Genomic DNA, 21,573 nt, shown 5'->3' with positions numbered 1-21,573 from the left:
ACCGCCCGGGGAGGCGGCGCTCAGGCGCATGCGAAGATTTGACCCGTGAGCGAGACTACGGCAGACCCGACGGCGGCCACCCTCGACGGCCGATCCACCCCCGCGCGCCGCGGCGCCGCGCACGACTCGGCGTTCCTGCGCGCCTGTCGGCATGAGCCGGTGCCGCACACCCCGGTGTGGTTCATGCGCCAGGCGGGCCGCTCGCTGCCCGAGTACCTGAAGGTCCGCGAGGGCATCCCCATGCTGGAGTCCTGCATGCGGCCCGAGCTGGTCAAGGAGATCACCCTGCAGCCGGTGCGCCGGCACAAGGTCGACGCGGCGATCTTCTTCAGCGACATCGTGGTGCCGCTCAAGGCCGTCGGCATCGACGTGGACATCAAGGCCGGCATCGGCCCGGTCATCGCCGATCCGATCCGCACCATCGAGGACCTCCAGCGGCTGCGCCCGCTGGAGCCCGACGACGTCCCGTACATCACCGAGGCCGTCGGCCTGCTGGTGGACGAGCTCGGCGAGACCCCGCTGATCGGCTTCGCCGGTGCGCCGTACACGCTGGCCAGCTACCTGGTCGAGGGCGGGCCGTCCAAGAACCACGAGAACACCAAGGCCATGATGTACGGGCAGCCCGAGCTGTGGGCCGCCCTGGTGGACCGGCTCGCGGACATCACCTCCGCCTTCCTGAAGGTGCAGATCGAGGCGGGCGCCTCGGCGGTCCAGCTGTTCGACTCCTGGGTCGGCTCGCTCGCGCCCGACGACTACCGCCGCTCGGTCATGCCGGCCAGCTCCAAGGTCTTCGACGCCGTCGCCTCCTACGGGGTGCCGCGGATCCACTTCGGCGTCGGCACCGGCGAGCTGCTCGGGCTGATGGGCCAGGCCGGCGCGGACATCGTCGGCGTCGACTGGCGGGTGCCGCTGAACGTCGCCGCCGAGCGGGTCGGCCCCGGCAAGGGCCTGCAGGGCAACCTCGACCCGGCGGTGCTGTTCGCCCCCACCAAGGTCGTGGAGACCAAGGCCCGCGAGGTGCTGCACGCCGCCCAGGCGCTCGGCACCAGCGGCCACATCTTCAACCTCGGGCACGGCGTGATGCCGTCCATGGACCCGGACGCGCTCAGCCGCCTGGTCGCCTTCGTGCACGAGGCCAGCGCGCGCTGACGTCCACGCGCTGACGACTCGCGGTGGCGGGCCCCCGGGCGCCGGGGGCCCGCCACTGTCGTTCGTCACTCCTCGTCGGTCGGAGCGGCCTTCTCGGTGCCCCCGGCCTCCCCGGCGTCCCCGGCGTCATCGCGGGAGCCGGTCGCGCGGGGGTGGGAGCGGGTCCGGCGCCAGTACCGGTAGAGCAGCGCCGCCGGGACGCCAAGCACCAGCAGGAACGGCGCCAGTGCGGCCAGCGCCACCGCCAGTGCCCGCGCGATCGTCAGCAGCACGTGCCAGCCGCCGCCGAGCGCGGACCCGACCGAATCGCCGAAGCCCTGCTCCTCCTCCTTCGGCGTCGCGGTCGGCGTGGGAATCGCGGCGTCTCGGCGGACGTCCAGGGTCACGGTGGAGTACGAAGTCCGGGCGGCCAGCTCCTTCTGCTGTTTCTGCAGAGACTCCAGGTCCGCCTCGCGGCGGCTCAGCTCGCCCTCCAACGAGGTGATGTCGCTCAGCGTCCTGGCCTCCGCCATCAGCGCCCGCACCCGGTCCACGCTCGCCTGCTGGGTCTGCACCCGGCTCGCCACGTCCGCGACCTGCTGGGTCAGGTCGTCCGCCTGGCTCTTGCGGGACACCACCTCGCCCAGGGCGGCCAGCTGGTCCAGGGTCTGCTGGTAGGCGGCCGACGGGATCCTGAGCGTCAGCTGGCCGGACTCGTCCGTACCGCTCCCGCTGACCGACTCGCCGCCCACGTAGCCGCCCGAGGCGGTGGTCAAGTCCCGTGCCCTCGCCAGCACTTGCGAAACGTCCTTGGCGCGCAGGGTGAGCTGCGCGGTGTACGAGATCAGCCGGGCGTCGGCGACCGGAGTCACCCCGGACGCCGCCGGGGCGCCGGAGGCCCGGGCGTTCGCCGGAGCCGGCGCGGCCGCCCCGCCGGCCTGACCGGGCTGTTTCGCCGGTGCCACGGCCGAGTCGTTCTTCGCCGGATCCCCCGAGCCGCCCGCGCTGCAGCCCCCGACCAGCAGCACCGCCGCGGCCACCGCCGCCGCCGGCGCTCCGGCGCTCGCCTGTCGTCCCATTGCCGGGCCCCTCCCCAAGTCCATTGGCAGTCCTCACCATTGGACGCGAGAGCTGGCAGCACGGACCAGCCCGTGAGATCGCGAGTCCATCACAGCTCGGCGGCGGGACGGCCACGGGTACGGCCTATCCGGCGGTGACCTCGATCCCCGACCGCCGCAGCAGTGCCGCTGTCACCCCGTCCCCGGGCCGCAGCTCCCCGGAGAACGTCCCGTCGTACACCTGCCCGCACCCGCAGGACGGGCTGCGCGCCATCAGCACCGCCCGCCGCGCCCCCGCCTCCTGCGCCGCCGCCAGTGCCGCCCGGGCCCCGGACAGGAACTCCGCGGTGCAGTCGGCCCCGGTCGCGTCCACCACCCGCGCCCGCCCGTCCAGCACGTCCGCCCCGTCCCCGCCGACGATCTCCGCCGCCGGCCGCGGCGTGGGCAACCCGCCGGCCCCCTCCGGACAGACCACGACCGCCCGACCCTCCGCCACCAGCCGCACGGCACCGTCGGCCGTCTTCGCCCGCCCGTCGTACCTGCAGGGGACCCCGGCCAGACAGGCGCTCACCACGATCGGTTCCATAGCACACACCCTAAGCGGCAGCTCATCGCACCGCGGAACTCGCTATCTTGGGGGCCATGAGCGAGCTGCCGGACTGGATGTACGCGCCCAGGGACGAGGGCTGGTTTGCCGATGACCTCGACCACCTGCCGCAGGCGCCGCGGCACACTGAACTGATCGATGGGGCTTTGGTCTTCATGATGTCTCCCCAGCGCTGGTGGCACGGCGACGTCGTCAACGACCTCGTCTACACGCTTCGCCGCCAGGTGCCGACGGGGCACCGGGTCGGTAGGGAGATGTCGATCAAGCTCGACAAGTGGAACCGCCCTGAGCCGGACGTGCTCGTCGTCCAGGCCGATTTCGACCCCGATCGCACCCAGTTCACTCCCGACGAGGTGGCTCTCGTCGTCGAGGTCGTCTCCCCGGAGTCAGTGCACCGCGACCGGACGGTCAAGTTTCGCAAGTACGCCGAGGCCGGCATCCCGCACTACTGGATCGTCGAGGAGGAGGACGGCCTGCCGGTGGCACACGTCTTCGAGCTGGAGCACGCGACCTCTTCCTATGCCCCAGCTGGGATCTTCCGGGGCAAGCTTGAACGCCGGGTGCCTTTCCCGATCGAGATCGACCTGGACGGGCTGGTGCCCGCCAGCGGTCGTGCAGCGGATTGAGGGTTCCGGATAAAGACCTGCGAGACTGCGGAGCATGTCGGATGCACAGGTCGTCGTCGTCGGTGGTGGGATCGCGGGGCTGGCTGCGGCTGCCTTCCTGAGCGGGGCGGCCGGGGGGCCGGCGCGGGCGCGGGTGACGGTGCTGGAGGCGTCCGGGCGGGTCGGCGGGAAGTTGTGGGGCGGGGAGGTCGGCGGGGTCCGGGTGGACCTCGGGGCCGAATCGGTGCTGGCCCGGCGGCCGGAGGCCGTGGAGCTGGCGCGGGCGGTCGGGCTCGGGGAGGAGTTGGAGCCGCCGACCACCGCGAAGGCGGCGATCTGGACCCGCGGCGCGCTGCGGCCGCTGCCGGGCGGGCAGGTGATGGGCGTCCCCGGTGACCTGGAGGCGCTGGCCGCTTCCGGGGTGCTCACCGCCGAGGGGCTGGAACGGGCCCGCAGCGAGCGGCCCACCGAGGTCGGGGCGGACGTCGCGATCGGCCGCTACGTCGCCGACCGGCTGGGCCGGGAGGTGGTGGACCGGCTGGTCGAGCCGCTGCTGGGCGGCGTCTACGCCGGGCGCGCCGACGAGATCTCGCTGCGCGCGGCCGTGCCGCAGCTGCTGCCGATCGCCCGGGGCGGCGGCTCGCTGGTCGAGGGGGTGCACGAGCTGGCCTCCCGGCCGCAGGTGGTCGGCACCCCGGTGTTCCAGGGCCTGCGCGGCGGCCTCGGCACCCTGCCGGAGGCGGTCGCCGCAGCCTGCGTCAGGGCGGGCGTGGACCTGCGGACCGACACCCCGGTGGAGGAGCTGCGCCGCACCCCCGAGGGCTGGCGGGTGGTGGCCGGCGGCGAGGTGCTGACCGCGGACGCCGTGGTGCTGGCCGTCCCGGCGCCGGCCGCGGCCCGGCTGCTGCGCGCGGACGCCCCGGCGGCGGCCGTCGAACTGGACACCGTCGAGTACGCGGGAATGGCGCTGGTGACCCTGGCGTTCCGACGTGGCGACCTGGCCGAGCCGCCCAGCGGCAGCGGCTTCCTGGTGCCGCCGGTGGACGGCCGCCGGATCAAGGCCTCGACCTTCTCCTCCAACAAGTGGGGCTGGCTGGAGCGTTCCGCCCCGGACGCGTTCCTGCTGCGTACCTCGCTGGGCCGCCACCGCGAGGACGAGGTGCTGGAGCTGCCGGACGAGGAGCTGGTGGCCCGCTCGCTGGCGGACCTGGAGGAGGCGGTCGGCCTGACCGCCCGGCCGTACGACACCTTCGTGTCCCGCTTCACGGCCGGACTGCCGCAGTACCCGGTGGGCCACCTGGACCGGGTGGCCCGGGTGCGGGCGGCCGCGGAGGCGGTGGGGGCGCTGGCGCTGTGCGGCGCCGCGTACGACGGGGTGGGGATTCCGGCCTGCATCGCGTCGGCGGCCGCCGCCGCGGCGGCCATCGACAAACTGTTGACCCCGGCGACCGGGGAAGGTTCCACGGAGAGGACAATGGGCGCATGACTGAGAGCGTTGAGCGGGAGCCGGAGCAGCAGCCCGAGAAGAAGAAGGCGCGCGACCTGAACCAGGTCATCCGCTACACGATGTGGTCGGTGTTCAAGCTCAAGGGCGCCCTGCCCGAGGACCGCACCGCCCTCGCCGCCGAGGTGGACGAGCTGTTCGCCCAGCTCGCCGTCAAGGACGTGACGGTGCGCGGCACCTACGACGTGTCCGGGCTGCGCGCGGACGCCGACATCCTGATCTGGTGGCACGCCGAGGACTCGGACGACCTGCAGGAGGCGTACAACCGCTTCCGCCGCACCGGTCTGGGCCGCCACCTGGAGCCGGTCTGGTCGAACATGGCCCTGCACCGCCCGGCCGAGTTCAACAAGTCGCACATCCCGGCGTTCCTCGCCGACGAGCGCGCGCGCGACTACGTCTGCGTGTACCCGTTCGTCCGCTCGTACGACTGGTACCTGCTGCCCGACGAGGACCGGCGCGCGATGCTCGCCGAGCACGGCATGCAGGCCCGCGGCTACCCGGACGTCCGGGCCAACACGGTGGCCTCCTTCGCGCTCGGCGACTACGAGTGGCTGCTCGCCTTCGAGGCGGACGAGCTGCACCGCATCGTCGACCTGATGCGCGAACTGCGCGCCTCCCGGGCCCGGATGCACGTCCGCGAGGAGGTGCCGTTCTTCACCGGCCGCCGCAAGCCGGTGAGCGAGCTGCTGAACGGTCTGGTCTGACCCCACCAACCGCCCGCCGCGCGGAGGCCGGTTCCCCGCTGTTCGGGCAGGGGAGCCGGCCTCCGGTGGTTCCGGGCAGCTCAGCTGCGGTGGGGGCGGAGGGCGGCGCGCAGGCGGGCGTCAGGGAGGACCGCGGGGCCGTTCATGGCGACGGCGGTGAGCAGTTCGCGTTCCTCGTCGTCGGCGAGGCCGCGCTGACGGGCCGGGCGGACCTCGCGCAGCACCTGCTGGCCGATCGGGGACGCCCAGCGGGTGTAGGGGTAGACGTCGACCCGGGCCATCAGCAGGGTGCCGGCGGTGAGCACCAGCGGCAGCGAGAACCAGGCGAGCGGGGCGACGGCGTCACCGCCGGTGAAACCGCTGAGGGAGATCGAGGCGGCGAGGAGGACCACGGTCAGCAGCATCGCGTGCCGGACGTGGCGGACCACCACGACGGTGTTGCGCTGGACCAGGGCCGGAGTGGCCAGGCCGGCCAGCGCCAGCCGGGCGCCGATCTCCAGCACCGTGGGGTGCTCGGCCATCGCCCGGCGCAGTTCGTCCGTTCGGCACTGGCCGTCGGGGCCGACGGTGGCGATGACGGCGCGTTCGAGGCGGCTGCGGCCCTTGGGGTCGACCACGGTGGTCCAGCCGGTGTGCGCGAGGTGCAGCCGGCCGCGGCCGGCCATCAGGACGAGGGCGAGCTCGACCACCCGGTCAGGGCCGCCGGCCAGGTACGCCGTCTCGTAGAGCCCGATGCCGACGGCCTCCGGCGGGCGCAGCCGGTCCTGGTCGGCGAGGGCGTCGGCGGTGGCGGTCATCCGCACCATTCGGAGGCAGGACAGCACCGCCGTGACACAGGCCGGTATCAGGAACAGCAACCACATGGGCTTGTTGTATGCCTGGGGCCGTGGCGCGGGGAACGCCTTACCGGACCGCGATACCGAACTGTGACGTCGGCCGTGCCGCCCTCCGGAGGTCACGAGCCGCCGCAACCGCCGCCGCAGCTGGACCCGCAACTGGACCCGCAGCTGGAGTGCGACGAGCCGCAGCTGGAGTGCGAGGAACCGCACGAGGAGTGGTGGTGGGTGGAGCCGGAGTCGGTGGCGCTGCAGGAGTAGCCGCTCGACGAGCACGACGAGGACGAGGACGAGGACGAGGACGACGAGGACGACCAGGACGACGAGGAAGAGGACGAGGAGGAAGAGGAGAAGAAGGACGAGGACGCCTGGGCCTGCCGCATCGCCTCGTCCTGGGCCGCCGCGGCCGTCATCGCCTGCTCCAGCTCCTGGTTCTCCAGCCCGGCGACGGCCAGCCCGCCGAGCGCGAGCGCGCCCAGCACCGCGCCGCCCGCCAGCCGGGGCGAGACGCCCGAGCTGGGCGTCCACGGGGTGCTGCCCTGCATCAGGCTGAGCTGGCGTTGCCCGGCCGGGGTGATCCGGCCCTTGGCCGGGGTGCTGGTGGCCAGGCCGAGGGCGCCGAGGAGCAGCAGGAAGCCGGGGATCAGGAGGTTGGGGCGCTCGTGGAGGGCGTCGTTGTCGTCGAGCAGCAGGGCGAGCCCGGCGAAGAGCACGACGTCGAGCATCGCGAGCCAGAGCAACCGGCGGGCGGTGCGGGCCCGTTGCATCCGCTCGGGGCGGCGCAGAAGGCCGCGGTCGGCGAGCCGGTCGCCGATCTCCTGGACGGCGGCGGAGCGCATCACCATGCGGCGCAGCGCGCCGAGTTCCCGGCTGCCGGTCGCGCCGACGGCGTCGTGGACGGCCTGGTCGACGGCGTCGTACGGCTTGGCGCCGGTGAGGGTGACCAGGTTGGAGCGGCTGATCACGACCTGCTCGGAAAGGTGCATCCGGACCAGCGCGGTGTCGAAGACCCGGCCGGGGCCGCCGGCCAGGAAGGCGGTGTCCAGCAGCGGCAGTCCGCGGCCGGGAAGGCCCTGCGGGCGCGCGACGTGCCGGACCCGCTGGTGGGTGCCGGCCGCGTACAGCACGGCCGCGACCAGCAGGACGGTCGGGACGACGAAGTAGCTGTTGTGCCACATGGGCGGTTCCCCCGAGGTGTGGATTGGGTCAGCGGCCGCGCAGGGCCCGGCGCATGCGGGCGAGCGGGCCGGGTGGCTGCTCGGCTCCCTCGCCCGACTGCCGGAGCCACTGCTCCAGCGCCCGGCGGTGGCCGGTGGCGGCCGGGCCGCCGTCGGTGAGCACCCACGCGGCGAAGGCCCGGGCGTCGGCGCGGTAGCCGCCGGTCTGCGGGTGGGTGCGGGCGTAGCCGAGGAAGAGCGGCCCGTACTGCGCCCCGAGCAGGCGGGGCAGGTCGGGCGCGACCTTCGCGGTGGCGTCTCGCCGCTTGGCGGCGAGGCCGGCGGACTGGGCGCGGACCTGGCCCGGGTCGAAGCCGGGCGGGACGGGCCCGCCGGCCACCAGGGCGGCCAGCAGTTCCTCCTGCCGTCGGGCCAGGCGCTCCCGGGCGATGCCGGTCGAGCGCTCGGCGTCGGGGCGCTCGGCGCGGGTCAGGTCGTTCATCGCGGGGTGCTCCCCTCCAGCACCCGGCGGATGGCGTCCAGTTCACCGGCCAGTTCGGAGGGCGGCGGGAAGGCGGCGTCCCGTTCCAGCAGGACGCCGGGCGGTGCGACCCGCGCGCAGAGTTCGGCCAGGACCTCCAGCACCGGTTCGGTGACGGGGTGGGCGTGGGTGTCGTGCCACACGCCGTCGACCAGGGTGCCGCCGGCGACGTGCACGTAGGCGAGCGCCTCCAGCGGCAGGCGGTCGAGTTCGGCGGCCGGGTCGGTGCCGAGGTTGACCCGGTTGGTGTGCAGGTTGGCGACGTCGATCAGCAGTCGGACGCCGGTCCGCGCGACCAGTTCGGCGAGGAACTCGCCCTCGGTGAACTCGTCGTCGGGCCAGGCGAGTTGGGCGGCGATGTTTTCCAGGGCGAGTGGTACGGGCAGCTGGTCCTGGGCGATCCGGACGTTCTCGGCGATCACCCGCAGCGAGTCCCGGGTGCGGGGGACGGGCAGCAGGTGCCCGGCCTCCAGACCGCCGGCCCGGACGAAGGCCAGGTGCTCGGTGACCAGCGGGGAGTCGAGCGCGAGTGCCGTCGCGGCGAGCCTGTCGAGCCGCTCGGGGTCGGGCAGTCCGGCGCCGCCGAGGCCGAGGCCGACGCCGTGCGGGACGACGGTGACGCCGCGCCGGCGCAGCACGGTGAGCGAGGTGGGCAGGTGGTCGGCGCAGATGTTCTCGGCGACCACCTCGACCCAGTCCAGGCCGAGTTGGCGTTCGACCACGGTGTCGATCTCGCTGCGCCAGCCGAGGCCGACGCCGAGCGTGGTTTTGGTCCCGGCCCGGGGCCGGGTCGCGGAGGCAGGGGAAGTCATCGGTTTCGCCCCCTTCGGAGGGCCGGGTGGGAGGGCCGTCGGGCGGTGCGGGCGTCGTCGCCAGGACCGCGCGGCCGTGTTGCTGAGGATGTCCCCGGGCGGGCTGGCTGCCAAGCCTCACCCGGCCTTCTCAGAGCATTATTTGAGCTTGCCTTCCCGGTGACCGGTGACTCCGGTCCCCGGCCGGGGACCGTCTTCGCAGATGAGGTGCCGGGTGGGTGCCGGGCGGCGGCGGAGAAAATGGAAGGCGGTCGGCGAGCGGCGGCGGATAGCGTGGGAATTCATGACTACCACCGCACTGACGATCCGTGACTTCCGCCCCGAGGACGCCGAGGCGGTGGCGGCCGCCCACCGGGCCGGGCGCGAGCACCTGGTGATGACCGCCGAGGCCCTGCTCTGGCTGAACGCCCGGCAGGACTCCGACCAGCACTTCCGCACCTTCGTCGCCGAACTGGACGGCCGGGTGGTCGGCGGGGTGCGCTGCGGCCTGGTGCTCGGGACGTCGACCACCGGCGTCGGTTACGCCAACGGCAGCGTGCTGCCCGGGTTCCGGCGGCGCGGCGCGGCCACCGCTCTGCTGGCCGCGGCCGAACGGCACCTGTCCGGCCACGGGGTGACGGAAATGCACACCTGGCTGGACGACGAGGCCGCCTCCCTGGCCTTCGCCGCAGCCCGGGGCTACCGGCTCGGGCGCACCGCGCAGTTCGGCGCGCGGGACCTGACGCTGCCGTTGCCGCAGGCGCCCGTACGGCCGGCCGGTGTCGAGCTGCGCCCGGGCACCGACTGGGCGGACGATCCGCGCCCGTTGTTCCTGGTGGAGGCGGACGCGATCCGGGACGAGCCCGGCGAGGTGGCGATGGACGCCCTGGAGTACGAGGAGTGGCTCAGGGCCGACTGGGCCCGGCCGGACCTGGACCTGGGGCTGATCACGGTGGCCGTGGTGGACGGAGTGCCGGCCGCGTTCACCATGGTGCAAACCGACGGGGTGGACCGCTACTGGTCCGCGTTCACCGCCTGCCGCCGGGAGTTCCGCGGCCGCGGACTGGCCAGGCTGGCCAAGCTGGAGTCGCTGCGGCTCGCCGCGGCCGCCGGTTACCGGCGCGCGTACACCAGCAACGACACCACCAACGCGCCGATGCTGGCGGTCAACTCCTGGCTCGGGTACGAGCGCTGCGCGGGGGAGCGCAAGGGGATCAAGCGCCTGGTGTGACCTTCGGTGCGAAGACCGCTACGCTCCGAATCGCCGGATGGGGGTATTTTCGGCCACGGGCGGGGACTTAACCAGGGCGCACAGTTCGTGGTCGAGTCTTCCCCGGGGGGATCATATGGAGATCCTGCTCCAGGTGCTGATCGCATCCGTTCCGGCCGTGATGGGTTTTCTCGCGGCCCGTTCCCTCGCCCGTACCAGACTCCTCCTGCGCTACGGCTTCCTGCGGGCGCTGCTGGCGCCGTACGGCCGGGTGCAGATCGTCATTCCGAGCCTGGAGGTGGCGGAGTTCGCCTTCACCGAGGACGGCTGCCAGCTGACCAGCCGCGGGCCGAAGAACGTGCTGTTCGTGCCGATGGCCGAGGCCAGGGCGATAGCGGAACTGACCGACCTGCTGCGGAAGATCAACCGGAAGGCGACGATCGAGTTGGTGGTGGCGGGGGCGCAGGATCCGCGGATGCCGACCTTCTCGATCGGCGGGCCGAGCGTCAACTCGTACTCCGGCGGGGTGCTGGAGGCGGTGTTCCCGGACTTCACCATCGAGTACCCGGACGAGGCCCGCGCCCGCTGGGGCGGGATGACCTTCGAGTCGCTGTACGGCCCGGCGGGGGAGCTGATCCGCGACCACGGGTTCATCTTCGTCACCCACACGCCCCGGCACGCGCCCTGCGTGGTGCTCTGCGGGGTGTTCGCCTTCGGTTCCGCGATGGCGGTGGAGGCGCTGACCTCGGCGAACCGGAACTCTTCGCTGGCGGCGCTGTTCCGCTCGGGAGAGAAAGGATTCGTCGCGGTGGAGGGGCGGGTGATCGGACTGGACACCGTGGACGTCACGGTCGAGGTCTGCCGGGTCCTTCCCGCGCCGCGGTCCGACGTTCCGCCCGGGTTCCGTGGCGAAGTGCCCATCAGCCGTCCCGAGAGGTGAGACGATTGGTCTCGACCACATAGTACGAATCGGGACAGGGCGGGAGAGACCGGGGCGCGAACTCCGGCAGTCCACAGTGGTTTTGCCCCATCCCTGACACAACATGGGCATAATCGCGCGCATGACGATCAACCGTGCGAACGTGAGCGCGATTGCCGAGGACCTGTACGTGTGGCTCCCCCCGAAGCGGGGCTGGGGCCTGGCCAACTGCGGCCTGCTGGCCTCCGAGACCACCGCGCTCTGGATCGACACCCCGTACGACCCCTCGCTGGCCGGGGAGTTCCTCGCCGCCAGCCGGCGCCTGCTGCCCACCGGGGTCGACATCGACCGGGTGGTCGTCACCCACGCCAACGGCGACCATCTGTGGGGCGCCGGGGTGCTCCCGGACGCCGAGGTGATCGCCACCCGCGAGGCGCTGGAGCACATCCACTGGGAGCCCACCCCCCAGCAGCAGCACGCGCTGCTCGCCAACAGCGACCCGGACTCCCCACTCGGCGGCTACCTCCGCGAGCACTTCGGCCGCTTCGACTGGTCCACCACCGAGCCGGTGCACCCCGACACGGTCTTCACCGGCGAGCTGGAGCTGAAGGTCGGCCGCTACCCGGTCCAGATCACCAGCCTGCCCGCCGCCCACACCGGCGGGGACCTCATGGTCCACCTCCCGCACCAGCGCGCCGTGTTCACCGGCGACGTGATCTTCTCCTCCACCCCCGAGCAGCCCGGCGACCACCCCTCGCACTGGGCCGGTCCGCTGGAGAACATCATCGGCGCCTGCGAACAGGCCCTGGCCACCGGCGCGGAGATCTTCGTCCCCGGCCACGGCCCGGTGCTCGACCGCGACGGAGTCCGGGAGCACATCGGCTACCTCGCGTACGTCCGCGAGCGCGCCCACGCCCTGCACGCCGCCGGGATACCCGCGCTGGACGCCGCCCGGCGGGTGATCGCCGAACAGCGCCACCCCGAACTCGGCCTGCCCGAGCGGCTGGTGCTCACCGTCGCGGCCGAGTACCGGCACCTGGACGGCTCCGAGCTGCCCGGCGTCCTGGACGCCATGGGCCAGGTCGCCCTGGTGGCCCGCGAACTGGCCGAGGACGCCACCCGCATCCCGCACCCGCGCTCCGGCCGGAACTGACACCCGCGCTCCGGCCGGCACCGCGGCGGCGGCAACCGACCCCGGTGCTCCGCCCGGACTGCCGACAGCAACCGAACGCCGGGCGACGGCCCGGGTCAACCAGCGAGGACACCCGAGGACTCCGATGACGCAGATCGCGCTGATCGCCCTGGCGCTGGTCGCCGCCGCGGCCACGGTCGTGTTCGCCCGCGGCAGGGCCAGGGCCGTCACCCGGGCGGCGGACGCCGAGGCCGCCCTCGGCCACGGCGAGCAGCAGATCCGCGCCGCGGAGGCCCGACTCGCCCGAGCCGAGGAGGAGTCGGCCGAGGCCCGGGAGGCCGCCCGGCAGTCCGTCGAGCAGGCCCGGCGGGCCGAGGAGCGCACCCGGGAGGCCCGCCGGGCCACCGGGGACGCCGAGCAGCGGGGCGAGGCCGCGCGCGCCCTGGCCGCGGAGGCGACCGCCCGCGAGGTGGAGGCGAACGCCCGTGCGGCGGAGGCCGAGGCCCGGCTCGCCGCCGCCGAGCTGCGCACCACCGCGCTGCTCGCGGAGATCGGCCACCTCGCCCAGGAGCGGGTCGCCGCCACCGCCGTCCGGCTGACCCACGCCAACGCCCCCCTGGTCGGCCCGCTGGACGCGCAGGCCGTCGGCCCCGAGGCCGTCCGGGCGCTGCAGTCCGTCCTGGACGCCGCCACCGCCGCACTCGCCGACGAGCGCGAGCGGGTCGACGCCGCCGCCCGGGCCGCGATGCGCGGCGCCACCTCCCGGATCCAGACTCTGCTGTACCAGATCCAGAGCCTGATCCAGCAGCTCCAGCACGACAACGACGACCCCCGGCTGCTGGAGGTCGACTTCCGCAACGAGGTCGCGCTGCGCCGGATCCAGACCGTCGCCGTGCTCTGCGAGGCCTGGCCGGGCCTGGCCCGGACCGACTCCCCGCTCGCCGAGGTGGTCGTCGGGGCGCTCTCCCGGGTGCCGGGCTACCAGCGGATCAAGGTCGCCAACCACCTGCGAGAGCAGCGGCTGGCCGTGGCCGCCCGGGCCGCCGAGCCGATCGCCATCGCCATCGCCGAACTGCTCGCCAACGCCACCTCGTACTCCCACCCGGAGACGGACGTCCCGGTCACCGTCCAGCAGGGTGGCCGCGGCGCGCTGGTGATCATCGACGACAGCGGCATCGGCATGGACGAGGACCAGCTGCGCCGGGCCCGCCGACTGCTGGCCGGCCCGCCGGACGTGCTGCTCACCGAGCTCGGCAACCCGCCCAAGACCGGCTTCGCGGTGGTCGGCAAGCTGGCCCGCCAGTACGGCTTCGCCTGCCACATCGAGCCCTCGCCGTACGGCGGCATGCGGACCATCCTGCGCATCCCGGCCGCGCTGGTGACGGTGGTGGACGACGAGCAGCCGCTGTCGGTGCTCACCCCGCTGCCGCTGCGGGCCGGCAGCGGACCGGCGCAGGCGCCCGCCGTCGCGGCCGTCCCGCCGATGCGCGACGCCGACGAGCAGCAGGACGGGCCGGGGCTTGCTGACCGCCACAACCAGCCCGGCCCGCACCCGGCGCCGGCCATCCACGTGGTGCCCGACCCGGACGCGGGCGCCGGCCAGGGCGCTGACCGGGGCGCCGGCCAGGGCGCTGACCGGGGCGCCGGCCAGGGCGCTGTCCAGAGCGGGGACGGCAGCGGCCTGCCCAGTCGGCGCCGCCGCCGTCCGCTCACGGCCGAGGAGCCGGGCGCGGGTGCGAGTGCCGGCAAGGAGGCGGGACCGGGGAGCGCCCCGGGGGAGCGGCCCGCGCCGTACGTCCGTAGCCCCGAGCAGGCCGCCGCCCACTGGCAGGCGCTGCAACGGGGCACCGACTCCGGCCGGGCCGCCGCGGCGCGGTCCGTCGGCGCGCCGCCCACCGGCGGCAGCGCCGTGAGCCCCGCCGCCGGGACGGCCCTGACGACCAGTGACAGCCGTACGACCAGTGGGACCGGTGCGCCGAGCGACCCCGACCGGAGCACCGGCACCGGCCGGTCCACCGGCACCGGCGAGAGCGTCAGTACGGCCGACACCACCGCCGGCCGCGAATCCGGTGACCCCACCACCGGACCGACCTTAGAAGGAGCCGAGCAGTGAGCAGCTCGCCCAGCCCGACCGCCACCGACGAGATCTCCTGGGTGCTGAACCCGCTGCTGGAGCTGCCGGGGGTGCTGCACGCGGTGGTCGCCACCGGTGACGGCCTCGTCGAGGGCGCCTCCGACGGCCTCGGCCGGGCCTCCGCCGAGCGGGTCGCCGCGATGACGGCCACCGTGCACGCCGCGGCCCGCGCCTTCACCGCCGCGTTCACCGACACCGAACGGCCGCGGCTGGCCCAGACCGTGGTGGAGTCCGACCTCGGCTACGCCATCGTCGTTCCCGCCGGGGAGAACACCTCGCTCGCCGTGTTCACCGCGCCGGACGCCCAACTGGGCAATGTGGCCTACCAGATGCAGCTCCAGGTCGCCGCGCTGGGCCGCGCGCTCGCCAGCCCCTCCCGGCAGCAGGTCGCCGGGGCACCGGGCGCCGGGGCAACGGGCGCCGGGGCAACGGGCGCCGGGGCAACGGGCGCTGGTTCGGCGGGCACCACCCCCCGGTCATGACCGCCGTCCCCCGCAGGCGGATGGTGCCCGCCTACCTCGCCACCGGCGGCCGCAGCCGCCCCGGCACCGAAGGCTTCGAGCGGCTGACCGTCCTGTTCGCGGACCGGGCCGACCGCGCCGAACCGCCGACGGAACTCGAACCCGAACACCGTCGGCTCTGGGAACTGCTGCGCCCCGGCGCACTGACCGTGGTGGAGGCCGCCGCGCACCTGCGCCTGCCGGTCAGCGCCACCGTCTTCCTCGCGGCCGACCTGGTCGAGGCGGGCTGCCTGCACGCCCGCGCGCCGATCCCGCGCGCCCAGCAGACCGACCGCTCCATCGTCGAGAGGCTCCTCGTTGGACTCCGTGCCCTCCGGTAGCCCGGATGACCGGCCGCATGACCGCCCGAACGACCGGCCGGATGGCCGGCCGAGCCGGGTGGGCTACCTGCCCGACCGGGACCAGACGCTGATGAAACTGCTGGTCGCCGGCCCGTTCGGGGTCGGCAAGACCACCCTCATCCGCACCCTCTCCGAGATCGCCACCCTGCACACCGAGGAGGCGATGACCGAGACCGGACGGCCGGTGGACGACCTGGCCGGACTGCCCGAGAAGTCCACCACCACCGTCGCGGTGGACTTCGGCCGGCTCACCCTGCCCGGCAACACGGTGCTCTACATGTTCGGCACCCCCGGCCAGCGCCGCTTCTTCCCGCTCTGGCAGGACATCGCCCGCGGCGCCCTGGGCGCCCTGGTGCTCGCCGACACCCGCCGGCTGGCCGACTCCTTCGAGATCATGGACATGATCGAGGAACAGGGCCTGCCGTACGCCGTCGCCGTCAACCGCTTCCCGGGCTCCCCGGACCACCCGCCCGAGGTGCTGCGCGCCCACCTGGACCTGCACGCCGCGACCCCGCTGCTGCTGTGCGACGCGCGCGAGCGCGGGAGCAGCCTCGACGCGCTGATCGCCCTGGCCGAGCACGTCCTCGACACCCTGCCCGCCGCCGCCACCGACCCCCGGGAGCGCCCGTGACCGTCGAGACCCGACCGACTCCGATCTACGGCCCGGTCTTCGCCGCCGACCCGCAGCTGGTGTACGAGCGGCTGCGCCGCCACGGCGCGGTCGCCCCGGTCGAGATCGCCCCCGGCGTCGAGGCCCTGCTGGTCACCGACTACCAGGCCGCCCTGGACCTGCTGCGCGACACCGACACCTTCTCCAAGGACTCCCGCGCCTGGCAGGCGACCGTCCCGCCGGACTCCCCGCTGCTGCCGGTGCTCGGCTACCGCCCCACCGCCCTGTTCAGCGACGGTGCCACGCACGCCCGCTACCGTGCGGTGATCACCGACGGTCTCGCCCTGTTCGAACCGCACCGGCTGCAGCGCCAGGTCGCCGAGGCCGCCCACCAGCTGATCGACCGCTTCGCCGGGGTCGGCCACGCCGACCTGATCGCCGAGTACGCCCGCCAGCTGCCCGCCTTCGTGCTCACCACCTGGTTCGGCGTGCCCGAGGAGCAGCACGCCGACGTGGTGGCCGCGATCACCGGGCTGATCGAGTCCACCGCCCGGGCCGGCGCCGCGTACGGCAAGCTCGTCGCGGTGGTCACCGCGATGGTCGCCGAGCGCCGCGAGCGCCCCCGGCACGACCTCGCCTCCTGGTTCGTCACCCACCCGGTCGGGCTGGACGACGACGAGGTGATCCGGCAGATCACCCTGACTCTGATCGCCGGGCACGAGCCGACCACCAACCTGATCGGCAACGCCCTGCTGCGCCTGCTCACCGACGCCCGCTACGCCGGCTCGCTGTTCGGCGGCGCGATGACCGCCCACCAGGCGATCGACGAGGTGCTCTGGCACGAGCCGCCGATGGCCAACCTCTCGGCCCACTACCCGCGTTACGACATCACCTTCCACGGGCGCGAGATCAAGGCCGGCTCCCTGGTGCTGGTCTCGTACGCGGCCGCCAACTCCCAGGCCGCGCCGCCCACCGACGGCGGCGAGCTGCGCAGCGGTGAGAGCGCCCACCTGGCCTGGGCGGCCGGCCCGCACGCCTGCCCCGCCCGGGACCCGGCCCTGCTGATCGCGATCACCGCCATCGAACAGCTCACCAGCCGCCTCAGTGACCTCGAACTCGCCACGCCAGCAGGGGAGTTGCTCTGGCGGCCGGGCCCGTTCCACCGCGCCCTGGTCCACCTCCCGGTCCGCTTCGCGCCGCTGGCCGGATAGCCGGAAGGCCCGGACGACGACCGCCGTCCGGACCTCCGCCGTCCGTCCTACTCGGCCGGCTTCAGCGTCAGCGAGATGCTGTTGATGCAGTAGCGCTGGTCCGTCGGAGTGCCGTAGCCCTCGCCCTCGAAGACATGGCCCAGGTGCCCGCCGCAGCGGGCGCAGCGCACCTCGACCCGGCGCATGCCGAGCGAGGTGTCCTCGATGTACTCGACCCGGTCCTCGGCCAGCGGCGCGTAGTAGGACGGCCAGCCGCAGTGGCTGTCGAACTTGGTCTCGGAGCTGAACAGCTCCGCCCCGCAGGCGCGGCAGCTGTAGACGCCGACCGTCTTGGTGTCGGTGTACTCACCGACGAACGGGCGCTCGGTGCCCGCCTCGCGGAGCACGTGGTACTCCTCGGGGCTGAGCTGGGCGCGCCACTCGGCCTCGGTCTTCTGGATCTCGTAGCTCATCACGACTCCCGCTCGGCGTAACGTCAGACCTTGGAAGCAACGTTCGCGAGGTGCCCCAGAATTTCGGGCCCCAGGTTGGTGACGTCGCCCGCGCCCATGGTGAGCAGCAGGTCGCCCGGGCGGGCCAGGCCGGCCAGCAGGGCGGGGGCGGCAGCGAAGTCGTGCTCGGCGGTGACGTCGGCGCCGGCCCGGCGGGCGGCGTCGATGATCAGCTCGCTGGTCACGCCCGGGATCGGGTCCTCGCGGGCCGGGTAGATGTCCAGCACCACGGAGGCGTCGGCCAGTGCCAGGGACTGGCCCATCTCCTCGGCGAGCTGCTGGGTGCGGCTGAACAGGTGCGGCTGGAAGACCACCAGGACGCGGCCCTCGCCCTCCAGGCCCTCGCGGATGGCCTCCAGGTCGGCGGTCATCTCGGTCGGGTGGTGGGCGTAGGAGTCGATCACCTGGACGCCGGCCGCCTCGCCCTTGAGCTGGAGGCGGCGGCGCACGCCGGTGTAGGCGCCGAGCGCCTTGGCCAGGTCGGCGGCCGGGACGCCGAGCGCGACGCCGGCGGCCAGCGCGGCCACGGCGTTGTGGGCGTAGTGCCGGCCGGGCACCGAGACGGTGAAGGTCAGCTCGGCGCCGTCCAGCAGCACGGTGACCTCGCTGGTCATGCCGCGGGCGACGACCGAGAGGACGCGCAGGTCGGCGTCCTCGGCGGCGCCGACGGTCACCACGTTGAGGCCCTCGCGGGCGGCCACCCGGGAGGTGAGCTCGCGGGCGCCGTCGTGGTCGGCGGAGACGACCAGGGTGCCGCCGGGGGTGATCCGGCCGACGAAGGTCTCGAAGGACTCGTAGATCTCGTCGATCGAGGCGTAGTTGGCGTGGTGGTCCAGCTCCACGTTGAGCACGATCGCCACCTCGGGCGCGTACTTGTGGAAGCTGCGGTCGCTCTCGTCGGCCTCGGCGACGAAGATCTCGCCGGTGCCGTGCTGGGCGTTGGAGCCGGGGGCGTCGAGGTCGCCGCCGATCGCGTAGGACGGGTCGAGGCCCAGCTCGCCGAGGGCGACGGCGAGCATGCTGGTGGTGGTGGTCTTGCCGTGGGTGCCGGCCACCGCGAGGGCCCGGCGGCCGCCCATCAGCGCGGCCAGCGCGTCGGAGCGGTGCACCACCGGGATGCCGCGCTCGCGGGCGGCGACCAGTTCCGGGTTGTCGGCGCGGATCGCGCTGGAGACCACGATGCTGCTGGCGCCGTCCGGCACGTGCTCGGCGGCGTGGCCGACGTGCACGGTCGCGCCGAGGGCGCGCAGCGCGAGGACGGTCTCGGACTCCTTGGAGTCGCTGCCGGAGACGTCGGCACCGCGCACTGCGAGGATCTTCGCCAGGCCGGACATCCCGGCGCCGCCGATGCCGATGAAGTGCGGGGCGTGCAGGTCGTGCGCGGCGTCGTTCAAGGCGTGGCTCCGTACGGGCGGGGGCTGGGTGGGCACAGGTGGGTCCTCGCGGAGTGCGAATCGTCCTCACGGGCGGACCGCAAGGACGATTCTGCACCACCGGCGCGTGGAGCTAGGAGTCGCTGGCGAACAGCCTCAGCACCGGCACCCCCACCTTGTGCCGGGCCTGGGAGGCCCAGTCGCGGTGGAAGAACTCCTCCACGAAGTGCGGTGAGGTGAGCACCACCACCTCGTCCGCCCGGTGTTCCTCGACCGCCACGCGCAGCCGCTCCAGCGGCCTGTCCTCGACCAGTTCGCCGATCGCCTCGGCCCCGGCCGCGCGCAGGTGGCGCAGGCTGTGCTCCAGCGATTCGCTGGCCACGGTCGGGCCGCTCTCGGACTCGTCGTGCTCGCGCACCACCTTGTCGAGGTGGCCGAGGGCGACGTCGTCGAGCGCCCGCAGCAGTTCGTCCTGCTTGCCGCGCGGCTGCATCAGGACGACGAAGGACACCTTCTCGTCGCTGTGGAGCGTCGTGACGAGCTCCACGTCCGCGTCCGAGAGAGCCTTTTCGATCATCAGTACCGTCTTGAACACGTGAGTCCCTTCCAGTGGCCGGCCCCCGGGCCCCGGCATCGCATAACGGGATCACGATCGGGGGGTCACGGGGTCTCCGAACCCGGGTGACGCAGGTAGCGGGTGAAGAGGAATCCTTTCTGCTCGATCAATGAGACCAGCCGCATCCGTTGCACGTCAGGCATTTCCGCATCGTGGAGGATGCGCGGCGCGTCGCCCCCCGTGACCAGCGGGGCCAGCGACAGGCACAGCTCGTCCAGCAGGTCCGCCGCCGCCAGCTGCCCCAGCAGCCGCGGCCCGCCCTCGGTCAGCAGGCGCGTCCAGCCCCGCTCCACCAGGGCCGCCACCCCCGCCCGCAGGTCCACCGAGCCGCGCCCGGCGAGCACCACGTCGGCCACCTCGGCCACCTCCCGGCGGCGCTCCTCGGGGGCGTCCTCCACCGTGATCACCACCGTCCTGACCAGCGGCTCCGTGAACAGCGGCGCGCCCAGGTCGAAATCCAGCGAGCGGCTCACGATCGCGATCGCCGGCGCCGGGGACTGCCCCGCCGCCGCCCGCGCGGCCGCGAACTCCCGACGGGCCCGGGCCGGCCGGTAGCCCTCCGCCCGGACCGTCTCCGCGCCCACCAGCACCACGTCCGACAGCGCGCGCAGCACGCCGAAGATCCGCTTGTCCGCGTCACTGGACAGGCCCTCCGACAGGCCGTCGAGCCGCGCCCCGCCGTCCAGCCCGGACACCATGTTGGCGCGCAGCCACGGGCGCCCCCGATTCACCTGGTCGGGGTACGCGTAGACGGCGGCGAGCGATTCCAGATCGGACGGATCGGCGACCGGAGCGCCCAGCGGGCTGATCAACTGTTGCATGTCCTCAGTGTTCCACCGGAGCCCCTCTCGGGGCGGCCCACAGGAGGTCCGGGGGCGTTCCGGGGGCGTTTCGGGGGCGGCAGGGACCAGGCGTACCCTCTACTACCGTGCCCGCAGCCTCCCGCCCCGCCACCGCGACCGACCCGATAGCCGCCGCGAGCCCGGCCGGCAACCCGATCGCGCTCACCGACCGCCGCCCCGTCGTGCCCGCCGAGCGGCTGGTCGCCGAGATGGTCCCGCCGCCCCGGTTCGCCGACGTGAGCTTCGGGACGTACATCCCGGACCGGACCCAGCCCAGCCAGTACGAGGCGGTCCAGGTCCTGGAGCAGTTCGCCGGCACCCTCGGGCGAGGAAACGGTTCTGCGCCCAAGCGCAGCTGGTTCCGCCGCTCCGCCCCCGCGCCCACCGGTCCGGCCGGGGTCTACCTCGACGGCGGCTACGGCGTCGGCAAGACCCACCTGCTCGCCTCGCTCTGGCACGCCGCCCCCGGCCCCAAGGCCTTCGGCACCTTCGTCGAGCTGACCAACCTGGTCGGCGCGCTCGGCTTCCAGCAGGCCGTCCGGACCCTCTCCGGGCACACCCTGCTGTGCATCGACGAGTTCGAGCTCGACGACCCGGGCGACACCGTGCTGGTCTCCACCCTGCTGGGCCGGCTGGTCGAGAACGGCGTCAAGCTGTGCGCCACCTCGAACACCCTGCCGGAGAAGCTCGGCGAGGGCCGCTTCGCCGCCGCCGACTTCCTGCGCGAGATCCAGGGCCTGTCCGCGCACTTCCGCCCGATGCGGATCGACGGCCAGGACTACCGCCACCGCGGCCTGCCCGACGCCCCGCCGCCGTACGCCGACGACACCGTCGCGGCCGTCGCCGCCCGCACCCCCGGCGCCTCCCTGGACGACTTCGAGGCCCTGCTCGCCCACCTCTCCGTTGTCCACCCCAGCCGCTACGGCGCGCTGCTGGACGACGTCACCGCCGTCTGCCTGCGCGGCGTGCACCAGGTCGACGACCAGTCCACCGCGCTGCGCCTGGTCGTCCTCGCCGACCGGATGTACGACCGCGAGCTGCCCATCACCGCCTCCGGCCTGCCCTTCGACCAGGTCTTCCCCGAGGACATGCTGCGCGGCGGCTACCGCAAGAAGTACCTGCGTGCGATATCCCGCCTGGTCGCCCTCGCCCGCGACAGCGCGAAGGGCTGATCCGTGACCTCCCTCCCCGTTCGGCCGTTGGACCAACGGCCGAACAAGGAGGTCGGATGACCGGAGACGG

General features: G+C 73.8%; 20 protein-coding genes and 2 pseudogenes. 13 read left to right on the top strand and 9 right to left on the bottom strand.

The window, feature by feature from the left end; all coding sequences use genetic code 11:
* Positions 1-135 precede the first annotated feature (135 nt).
* Positions 136-1,149: a uroporphyrinogen decarboxylase gene (gene hemE / locus BOQ63_RS16570; protein WP_223886247.1), complete on the top strand. Its 1,014-nt coding sequence runs from the start codon at positions 136-138 to the stop codon at positions 1,147-1,149.
* A gap of 65 nt (positions 1,150-1,214) precedes the next feature.
* Here hemE and BOQ63_RS16565 read toward each other — a convergent pair whose 3' ends face one another.
* Both BOQ63_RS16565 and BOQ63_RS16560 read right to left on the bottom strand, forming a co-directional pair.
* Positions 1,215-2,207, bottom strand: a complete 993-nt coding sequence (locus BOQ63_RS16565; protein ID WP_167395751.1) for a DUF4349 domain-containing protein — start codon at positions 2,205-2,207, stop codon at positions 1,215-1,217.
* 124 nt (positions 2,208-2,331) lie between these two features.
* Positions 2,332-2,772 carry a 2-thiouracil desulfurase family protein gene (locus BOQ63_RS16560; RefSeq protein ID WP_030288228.1) on the bottom strand — a complete coding sequence of 147 codons (441 nt, stop codon included), beginning with the start codon at positions 2,770-2,772 and terminating at the stop codon, positions 2,332-2,334.
* Positions 2,773-2,828: 56 nt separating this feature from the next.
* On the opposite strand from BOQ63_RS16560, the gene BOQ63_RS16555 reads away from it, so the two are divergent.
* From BOQ63_RS16555 to hemQ, 3 genes are read left to right on the top strand one after another with little or no spacing between them, the layout of a single operon-like run.
* Positions 2,829-3,419, top strand: coding sequence for a Uma2 family endonuclease (locus BOQ63_RS16555; protein WP_030288231.1), 591 nt, complete (start codon positions 2,829-2,831; stop codon positions 3,417-3,419).
* Positions 3,420-3,453: 34 nt separating this feature from the next.
* Entirely contained in the window at positions 3,454-4,884 is a 1,431-nt protein-coding gene (gene hemG / locus BOQ63_RS16550; protein ID WP_030554901.1) for a protoporphyrinogen oxidase, read from the top strand.
* Positions 4,881-5,606 carry a hydrogen peroxide-dependent heme synthase gene (gene hemQ / locus BOQ63_RS16545; protein ID WP_072654536.1) on the top strand — a complete coding sequence of 242 codons (726 nt, stop codon included), beginning with the start codon at positions 4,881-4,883 and terminating at the stop codon, positions 5,604-5,606. Before hemG ends, hemQ begins: the two co-directional genes overlap by 4 nt.
* A gap of 80 nt (positions 5,607-5,686) precedes the next feature.
* Here hemQ and BOQ63_RS16540 read toward each other — a convergent pair whose 3' ends face one another.
* The 3 genes and pseudogenes from BOQ63_RS16540 to BOQ63_RS16530 all read right to left on the bottom strand — a co-directional run bounded on the left by BOQ63_RS16540 (position 5,687) and on the right by BOQ63_RS16530 (position 8,952).
* The gene (locus tag BOQ63_RS16540; protein ID WP_030288236.1) at positions 5,687-6,469 is read right to left on the bottom strand and encodes a TIGR04222 domain-containing membrane protein; all 783 of its coding nucleotides are present in this window, start codon (positions 6,467-6,469) and stop codon (positions 5,687-5,689) included.
* A gap of 92 nt (positions 6,470-6,561) precedes the next feature.
* Positions 6,562-7,620 carry a TIGR04222 domain-containing membrane protein gene (locus BOQ63_RS16535; protein WP_072654535.1) on the bottom strand — a complete coding sequence of 353 codons (1,059 nt, stop codon included), beginning with the start codon at positions 7,618-7,620 and terminating at the stop codon, positions 6,562-6,564.
* Positions 7,621-7,648: 28 nt separating this feature from the next.
* Positions 7,649-8,952 (bottom strand): annotated as a pseudogene (locus tag BOQ63_RS16530) (MbnB/TglH/ChrH family RiPP precursor modification enzyme).
* A 283-nt stretch (positions 8,953-9,235) separates the two neighbouring features.
* Between BOQ63_RS16530 and BOQ63_RS16525 the strand changes: the two are divergent.
* The 8 genes and pseudogenes from BOQ63_RS16525 to BOQ63_RS16490 all read left to right on the top strand — a co-directional run bounded on the left by BOQ63_RS16525 (position 9,236) and on the right by BOQ63_RS16490 (position 17,009).
* Positions 9,236-10,162, top strand: coding sequence for a GNAT family N-acetyltransferase (locus BOQ63_RS16525; protein ID WP_030288244.1), 927 nt, complete (start codon positions 9,236-9,238; stop codon positions 10,160-10,162).
* 115 nt (positions 10,163-10,277) lie between these two features.
* On the top strand, positions 10,278-11,081 hold the full coding sequence (locus tag BOQ63_RS16520) for a hypothetical protein (RefSeq protein ID WP_030288246.1): 804 nt from the start codon (positions 10,278-10,280) through the stop codon (positions 11,079-11,081).
* A gap of 121 nt (positions 11,082-11,202) precedes the next feature.
* Entirely contained in the window at positions 11,203-12,213 is a 1,011-nt protein-coding gene (locus BOQ63_RS16515) for an MBL fold metallo-hydrolase (protein ID WP_030554913.1), read from the top strand.
* Between the two features lie 124 nt (positions 12,214-12,337).
* On the top strand, positions 12,338-14,305 hold the full coding sequence (locus tag BOQ63_RS16510) for an ATP-binding protein (RefSeq protein WP_150475945.1): 1,968 nt from the start codon (positions 12,338-12,340) through the stop codon (positions 14,303-14,305).
* Positions 14,302-14,709, top strand: a pseudogene (locus BOQ63_RS16505) (roadblock/LC7 domain-containing protein); the annotation flags it as partial. The gene BOQ63_RS16510 and the pseudogene BOQ63_RS16505, both read left to right, overlap by 4 nt.
* A 95-nt stretch (positions 14,710-14,804) precedes the next feature.
* Positions 14,805-15,167 (top strand): DUF742 domain-containing protein, encoded by a 363-nt coding sequence (locus BOQ63_RS16500; protein WP_030288251.1) that lies wholly within the window; start codon positions 14,805-14,807, stop codon positions 15,165-15,167.
* A gap of 91 nt (positions 15,168-15,258) precedes the next feature.
* Complete coding sequence (locus BOQ63_RS16495; protein ID WP_078656938.1) at positions 15,259-15,819, top strand: GTP-binding protein; 561 nt, start codon at positions 15,259-15,261, stop codon at positions 15,817-15,819.
* Positions 15,816-17,009, top strand: a complete 1,194-nt coding sequence (locus tag BOQ63_RS16490; RefSeq protein WP_030288257.1) for a cytochrome P450 — start codon at positions 15,816-15,818, stop codon at positions 17,007-17,009. Before BOQ63_RS16495 ends, BOQ63_RS16490 begins: the two co-directional genes overlap by 4 nt.
* 47 nt (positions 17,010-17,056) lie before the next feature.
* On the opposite strand, the gene msrB is transcribed toward BOQ63_RS16490, so the two are convergent.
* The 4 genes from msrB to BOQ63_RS16470 all read right to left on the bottom strand — a co-directional run bounded on the left by msrB (position 17,057) and on the right by BOQ63_RS16470 (position 20,310).
* Positions 17,057-17,461 carry a peptide-methionine (R)-S-oxide reductase MsrB gene (gene msrB / locus BOQ63_RS16485; RefSeq protein ID WP_030288260.1) on the bottom strand — a complete coding sequence of 135 codons (405 nt, stop codon included), beginning with the start codon at positions 17,459-17,461 and terminating at the stop codon, positions 17,057-17,059.
* 23 nt (positions 17,462-17,484) lie between these two features.
* Positions 17,485-18,873: a UDP-N-acetylmuramate--L-alanine ligase gene (murC, locus tag BOQ63_RS16480; protein WP_037830775.1), complete on the bottom strand. Its 1,389-nt coding sequence runs from the start codon at positions 18,871-18,873 to the stop codon at positions 17,485-17,487.
* 133 nt (positions 18,874-19,006) lie between these two features.
* A complete protein-coding gene (locus BOQ63_RS16475; RefSeq protein ID WP_030288263.1) occupies positions 19,007-19,468 on the bottom strand; it encodes a hypothetical protein in 462 nt (153 codons plus the stop codon).
* A gap of 65 nt (positions 19,469-19,533) precedes the next feature.
* Positions 19,534-20,310 (bottom strand): pyrimidine reductase family protein, encoded by a 777-nt coding sequence (locus tag BOQ63_RS16470; protein WP_043388873.1) that lies wholly within the window; start codon positions 20,308-20,310, stop codon positions 19,534-19,536.
* 146 nt (positions 20,311-20,456) lie between these two features.
* On the opposite strand from BOQ63_RS16470, the gene zapE reads away from it, so the two are divergent.
* A complete protein-coding gene (gene zapE / locus BOQ63_RS16465; RefSeq protein WP_223886246.1) occupies positions 20,457-21,503 on the top strand; it encodes a cell division protein ZapE in 1,047 nt (348 codons plus the stop codon).
* Positions 21,504-21,573 lie beyond the last annotated feature (70 nt).

Origin of the sequence: Streptomyces viridifaciens (genome assembly GCF_001888885.2) — a bacterium.
GTDB lineage: Bacteria > Actinomycetota > Actinomycetes > Streptomycetales > Streptomycetaceae > Kitasatospora > Kitasatospora aureofaciens.
The sequence above is the reverse complement of the archived record's forward strand: the minus strand, read 5'-3'. Positions and strand labels throughout refer to the sequence as shown.